Annotated in this window: 5 protein-coding genes; 3 read left to right on the top strand and 2 right to left on the bottom strand. The window is 68.3% G+C overall.

Annotation, left to right across the window (positions count from 1 at the left end):
• The first annotated feature begins 114 nt into the window (after nucleotides 1-114).
• The 3 genes from E0E18_RS13665 (at nucleotide 115) to E0E18_RS13655 (ending at nucleotide 4,373) form a co-directional block, all read left to right on the top strand.
• Nucleotides 115-1,131 (top strand): nitroreductase family protein, encoded by a 1,017-nt coding sequence (locus E0E18_RS13665; protein WP_130841860.1) that lies wholly within the window; start codon nucleotides 115-117, stop codon nucleotides 1,129-1,131.
• Nucleotides 1,132-1,187: 56 nt separating this feature from the next.
• Nucleotides 1,188-2,291, top strand: coding sequence for an LLM class flavin-dependent oxidoreductase (locus tag E0E18_RS13660; RefSeq protein WP_130841858.1), 1,104 nt, complete (start codon nucleotides 1,188-1,190; stop codon nucleotides 2,289-2,291).
• A gap of 114 nt (nucleotides 2,292-2,405) precedes the next feature.
• Nucleotides 2,406-4,373: an ABC-ATPase domain-containing protein gene (locus tag E0E18_RS13655; RefSeq protein ID WP_130841856.1), complete on the top strand. Its 1,968-nt coding sequence runs from the start codon at nucleotides 2,406-2,408 to the stop codon at nucleotides 4,371-4,373.
• Here the strand turns inward: E0E18_RS13655 and E0E18_RS13650 are convergent.
• Nucleotides 4,269-5,468, bottom strand: a complete 1,200-nt coding sequence (locus E0E18_RS13650; protein ID WP_130841854.1) for a benzoate/H(+) symporter BenE family transporter — start codon at nucleotides 5,466-5,468, stop codon at nucleotides 4,269-4,271. The two genes, E0E18_RS13655 and E0E18_RS13650, sit on opposite strands and share 105 nt — an antisense overlap.
• 67 nt (nucleotides 5,469-5,535) lie before the next feature.
• Nucleotides 5,536-6,627 (bottom strand): 2,3-butanediol dehydrogenase, encoded by a 1,092-nt coding sequence (locus E0E18_RS13645; protein ID WP_130841852.1) that lies wholly within the window; start codon nucleotides 6,625-6,627, stop codon nucleotides 5,536-5,538.
• Between the last annotated feature and the right edge of the window lie 80 nt (nucleotides 6,628-6,707).

The raw sequence follows: 6,707 nt of genomic DNA, 5'->3' as shown, positions 1-6,707 counted from the left end.
CAACAACCGCACACCACGAACCACAACCCAGGAAAACAACCCCCAGCCGGCCGCAGCGACCCGACATAATCTACACACCCCACCACACCACCACAAACCCGCAGGTCAGATACCATGGACCGCGCCCCTCCAGGTAAGATCGGGGCCACCGACGAAAGGACTGACGTGACCTCCGAACTCTCCCCGACGACCGGGACCACCTCCTCCGACCCTGCATCCCGCCTGGCCGCACGGTACGGTACTCCGGCTGATTTCACCCCGCCGACGTGGAATCCGGTCCTCGACCTGCTTCTGCGTCACCACTCGGTGCGGCAGTGGCTTCCCGGTGAAATCGACGAACCGACCCTGCGGACCGTCATCGCCGCAGCGCAGTCGGCACCGAGTTCCTCGAACAAGCAGGTCGTCTCCGTCATCGCGGTGCGCGACCCGGAGTCGCGCCGGAGGCTGGCGGCGGTGGGCCGGCAGATGTCCTCCCACATCGTCGACGCCCCCGTCACCCTGGTCTGGTTGATCGACTACTCGCACGGCCGGTTCCTGGCGTCCAGGGCCAGGGGAACCGTCGATGCGACCTCCGGTGCCGACGCCGGATCACAGGGCCACGGGGTCGCCGGCACCCCTGACACGGACCTGGGGGCCCTGGACTATCTCGACGAGGCGATGGCCGCCGCCGCGGACATCGGTATCGCCGCCCAGAATGCAGCGGTCGCTGCGGAGTCTCTCGGACTGGGAACAGTGTTCCTGGGGTCGATCCGTAACGACCTTGACGAGGTCAGGGCAATTCTCGACGTTCCGGAGACCGTGGTCCCCTTCCTAGGTCTGGAGCTCGGCCACCCCGACCCGGAGGAGAATGCCGGGGTCAAGCCGAGACTGCCCATGGATCTGTTCCTCCACCATGACAGTTATGCCCGCACCGGAGACGACGGCGAGGACGACGGCGGGGACCGGGACGCCCGGAGGGCGGATCTTCTCACCGGTTATGATGCGACCCTGGCGTCCTACTATTCCCGGTACGGCAGTCACCCCCGCTGGTCCGCCCAGCTGCTCAACCGGCTGGGGCGTCGGGCGGTGGAGAGGACCGACCGCCGTTTCCTGCGCCGGATCATGGAGCGGGCGGGCTTCGGCCTGCACTGATCACCCTCAGGCAATTTAAAGTGACACGTCAACTATATTGGCGTAAGCTGACGCCCATGAGCACAGACAGCAGCACCCCGGCAGAGACCCGCCCGGACATCTCCTCCGTCACCTCCCTGACGCCGGACAATGACCCGAACCTGCCCCTGAAGAAGCTCGGCTTCCTCACCATCGGCACCTTCGACCCCGCCGACCCCGCCACCGGGATACACAACACCCTCGACATCATCCGGTTCGGCGAAGACCTCGGATTCGACAGTGCCTGGCTGCGGAACCGGCACATGCAGTACGGGATCACCTCGCCGATGACGGTCATCGCCGCGGCGTCCCAGATCACCTCGAAGATCAACCTCGGCACCGCCGTCACACCCCTGGGCCCGGAGAACCCCCTCCGCATCGCCGAGGACATGGCCACCGTCGACCTGCTCACCGGTGGACGGCTCAACCCCGGGGTCTCCGTGGGGACTCCGTTCCGGTACGACGGCTGGAAGGACGCCCTGTACCCGGACACCTATGACAGGGAGGACTTCTCCAAGCGCCGGGTCACCCGCCTCATCGAGAACCTCCGCGGCGACAGAGTCGGCAACTTCCCCGTCCTGGAGAACCAGGAGGAGTACTCCGAAACTGTGCAGCCCCACTCCCCCGGCCTCCTCAACAGGCTCTGGTACGGCGCAGGCTCCCGCGGCTCCACGCAGTGGACCGCCGAAAACGGACTGAACCTCCTGACCTCCTCGGTGATCTCCGCCGAGGTCAGCGACGACTTCGACGTCAACCAGCGTTCCCAGATCGACCTGTACAGACAGCACTACTCCAACGCCGCAGGTGGCACACCGAGGGTCTCCCAGGGACTCGTCGTGATCCCCACCGACCACGCGACCGCAGACCAGAAGGAACGCTACCGGGCCTACGTCGACCACCGTGCGGAGGTGGGCGTGGGCCGGCTCCAGCAGTTCGGACCGCGGAAGATGATCACCGCACCCGACCTCATCGGCAGTTCCGGGGAGATCGCCGAGAAGCTGGTCAGCCTCGCCGCGTTCCGCGCCGTCGAAGAAGTCGCCTTCGCCCTCCCGTTCACCTTCGAGGACGCCGACTACCGGCAGATCCTCAGCGACATCGCCGGTGAACTCGCCCCGAAACTCGGATGGTCGCCCGCAGCCTGAGGCCCCGCGGCAGTGCCCGGCGCGCCCCGGGGACCCTGTTGACCTCAGGGACACCGGCGAGGGCGATGGCGGGGACGACGAAGGGTGGCGTCCACCCTGCGTAAGCTCTGCGGCATGAGCACCGGGCACCGCAGTGAAGACAACCGGAGATACAACCCGCGGAGATACAACCCGGACCGGGACCGGGGCAGGAGACACGCCGGGGACCGTGGTCCACAAGGCCGCGCCCGAGGCGGGCTCAGGGAGCTTCTCGAGACCCTCGACGGCGCCGGGTACGGAAGCTACCGACAGCTCCGGGGCCGCGCTTTCCCGATCACCGGCACTTCCGGCGTCCCCGGTGGCGTCCCCCGCTGTGAAGCTCCGGTCCTGACGGTCGACCATGTCCAGGCGGACCCCTACGCCCCGCCGTCCGCCCTGCGGATCGACGTACCCCTGACCTTCACCGGCATCACCGGCGAGCTTCTCACCACCCCGGTACCGCTCCGGGACTGGCTGGGCCGCGCCGTCGCCGGTGCCCTGACCCGTCACAGTCCCCGGGGCGGCAGGGGCTCCGGCTCACTGCACATCGACATCCCGGGGCCCGAGATCCTCGACCGCAGCAGCGTCACCGTCGTGCCCGGACCTGACGGGGAGTTCCTCAGGGTGCGCATGCAGGCGGGCCTTCCCGCACACGGCAGGCGTGTCAACGGCACCGCCGCAGTCGAACTGCTGTGCGGCGTCCTCCCCCACGTCGTCCACGATGCACTGCACGACATCGACACCGGGGCGTCCTCCCCGCTACGACGGCACGTCACCTGCTGGCGCGACCAGGAGTACCTGCGGTCACAGCTTCCCGACCTCGGACTCGTCGGCTTCCTCGCCGACGGTGCCGCCCTGCCCCGCGCCGCCGGCAACTCCCAGGAACCGTTGGACGGCGCACTGCCCCTGACATCCCCCGCCTCCCTGCGTACCCGGATGACGCTCCCCTCCGGGCGCACCGTCACCGGTATGGGGGTTCCGTCCGGGGTCACCCTCATCGTCGGCGGCGGCTACCACGGCAAATCCACCGTGCTCAAAGCTCTGGAACGCGGAGTGTACGACCACGTTCCCGGTGACGGACGTGAACTGTGCGTCACCGTCGCGGACGCGACGACACTGCGGGCGGAGGACGGCCGCAGTGTCACCGGAACCGACATCTCCGCCTTCCTCCGCGACCTGCCTTCCGGCACGGACACGACCTTCTTCTCCACCACGAACGCCTCAGGATCAACTTCCCAGGCCGCCTCCCTCGTCGAAGCCTGCGAAGCCGGGGCGTCCTGCCTGCTCATCGACGAAGACACCTCCGCGACGAACTTCATGATCCGCGACGCCAGGATGCGCGCCCTTGTCCCCGCGGACAGGGAACCGGTCACCCCGCTCGTCGACCGGGTCCGTCCCCTCTTCGACGACCACGGAGTGTCCACCGTGCTCGTCGCCGGAGGCTCGGGGGCGTTCATCGACGTCGCGGACACCGTCATCATGCTCGACGCCTACCGCCCGGTCGATGTCACCGACCGGGCCGCGGAACTTGCCGGGCCCGTCCCCGCCGGCGCCGCATTCCCGCTGCCCGGGGGCAGGACGCCCGCCGCAGGCCCCGCGTCCACGGCAGCGCAGGGCGGCAATCGTGACAGGGGACGGCGTTCCCGACCGCCACGTGCCCGGGACCTGGACACGATACAGGTCGGGGACGACGAGATCGACCTCTCCGCCTGCTCCCAACTCGTCGACGCCTCCCAGACCAGGGCGGTCGCCGCACTCCTCCCGCTCATCGCCGCGGAGCCCGGGCCACTCAGCTCACGGGCCCGGCGCGTACACGACCGGATCACCACCGACGGCTGGGACAGGCTGCCCCGGGTGACCGGGACGTTGGCCCTGCCGAGGGTCCACGAGATCACCGCCGCGGTCAACCGGTGGCGGGGACTGCGGATACAGCGTCCCGGACTCTCTCAGGCCACCGGATCAGTGGACAGCCCTGCCCTCCGTGACCCGCAGCAGCACCATCGTCACGATCCCGGCCACCAGAGCCCAGAAAGCCGCGCCGACGCCGAAGAACGTCGTCCCTGACGCCGCCACCAGGAAAGTGACCACGGCCGGAAGGCGGAGGCGGGGGTCAGACCAGGCTCCTTCGACCGCGCCCCCGAAAGCTCCGAGCAGTGCCACCCCCGCCACAGCGGCGAGCAGCCCCTGCGGCGCCGTGGAGGCCAGCACCACGATCGCGGACGCCGAGACCGCGAGCACCAGGTAGGTTCCCCCCGACCAGACGGCGTTACGCCAGCGTCGGTCCTTGTCCACACCCGTCTCCGGTGAGGCGGCCAGGGCGGCGGAGATGGCTGCCAGGTTCACCGGGGATCCCCCGGCAGGGGCGGCGAGCAGACTGCCGATCCCCGTGGTCACCAGGGAGTCACGCCAGGGCGTGCGGTAGCCGTAGCTCTTGAGCACCGCCACCCCCGGCAGATTCTGGGACGCCATGGTCACCACGTACAGCGGCAGTGCGATCCCTGCCAACGCCCCCGGACTGAACGACGGGGAGGTGAACTCGAGTGACGGCAGCATCTCCGCGGTGTCCAGCGACACGGAACTGTCGGTGAGGACATGGACAGCGATGACCACCCCGGCGGCGAGGAAGGTCAGTGGTACCGCCCACCGTGGCAGCAGCATGGTACCGACGAGCCACACCACCAGCACCGGGGCGACCGCCACGGGGGAGTCCCCGAGACCGGTCACCGCCTTCATGCACAGCGGCATCAGGACACCGGCGAGCATCGCCTGGGCCAGTGGGGCGGGGATGGAGGACGCCACGCGCCCGAGGGCAGGCCAGAGCCCCGACAGTATGAGCAGGAGGGCGCAGACGATGAAGGCGCCGACAGCGTCTCCGAAGCCGTCGGCAGAGGCACCCGCGGTGCCGAGAATCGCACCACCGGGGGTTGACCAGGCCGTGGTCACCGGGATCCGGTGACGCAGGGCGAGCCACAAGGTGGTGGCTCCGACGACGACGCACAGCACCAGCAGTCCGCTGGCCGCCTGGGCGTCAGAGGCGCCGACGGCGCGGAGGCCGGTGAGGATCACCACGAATGAACTGGTGAACCCGACCAGTGCCGTCACCGTGCCGGCGGAGGCTGAGGCTGCGGCAGATGCGGGGGTTGAACCGGTAGTTGACACAGTTTCCGCATACTAGTCGGACGGACCGTACCCGGAACAGTGTCGCGGACTGCGCCGCCCGGCGGGGTCAGCTGAGATTGTCACCGGACGGGGAGACGAGAATCTTCACGGCCGTCTCATTGCGGTTGATCAGCGTGTCGAATCCTTCGTCGACCAGACCTTCCAGCCCGATCTTTCCGGTGATGAACGGCTTCAGGTCGATCTTCCCGGACTCGACCAGCCGGATCGTCGCCGGGTGGGAGTTGACGTAGCCGATGGTGCCGCGCAGGTCGATCTCCTTCATGACCAGTTCATGCATGTTGAAGTCCGACCGGTGGCCCCAGATCGAGACCACGACGATCACCCCGGTGGGGCGTACGGCCGCCATGAGGGTGTCGAGCACCACCTGGACGGAGGTGCACTCGAAGGCGACGTCCGCTCCCCTGCCTTCGGTGAGCTTCTTCACCTCTTCGACGACGTCAACCTCGGCGGGGTTCAGCGCCACCGCGGCGACACCGGAGTCCAGGGCCTTCTGACGGCGCAGCGGGGACAGCTCCGACATGACGACCTTCACACCCATGGCGTTGAGCACTGCGGCGGTGAGCAGTCCGATCGGACCGGCGCCGCCGATGAGCGCGACCTTGCCCGCCCCGTTGTCCTCGGTGATGCCGGAGCGCTTCACGGCGTGGTAGCCGACGGAGAGCGGCTCGATGAGCGCGGCCTCGTCGAGAGGCAGGGAGGGGTCGATCTTGTGCACCCAGCGACGGCGCACGACAATGTTCTCGGCCAGTCCACCGCCACGGCCGGCGAGCCCGATGAAGTTCATGTCCTCGGACAGGTGGTAGGTGTCGTTGTTCTCGGACGTGTCCACGTCATCACGGATGATGTACGGCTCGACCACCACGTGGTCACCGACCTCCAGGTCGTCTACCCCGTCCCCGACCTCGGAGATGACACCGGAGAACTCGTGTCCCAGGGTGACCGGGGCGGTCTCCCCGGAGATCGGGTGGGGGGTGTCCGCGGTGGGGCAGAAAATCGGACCGTCCAGGTACTCGTGGAGATCGGTGCCGCAGATCCCGCACCATGCGACATCGATGCGCACGGTGCCCGGTTCCAGGGGCTGGGGGTCGATGTCCTCGATACGGATGTCGTGGTTGCCGTAGTAACGGGCTGCCTTCACGGGATTCACCTTTCAGCGATGGTGTCAGTTTCCCCGCCAATGGTATGTCCGTCCCCGCCCCCGTGTCCCTGAGCGGGGGT

The organism is Corynebacterium neomassiliense (genome assembly GCF_900626215.1).
Classification (GTDB): domain Bacteria; phylum Actinomycetota; class Actinomycetes; order Mycobacteriales; family Mycobacteriaceae; genus Corynebacterium; species Corynebacterium neomassiliense.
This window is presented reverse-complemented; position numbering and strand designations above follow the sequence as displayed.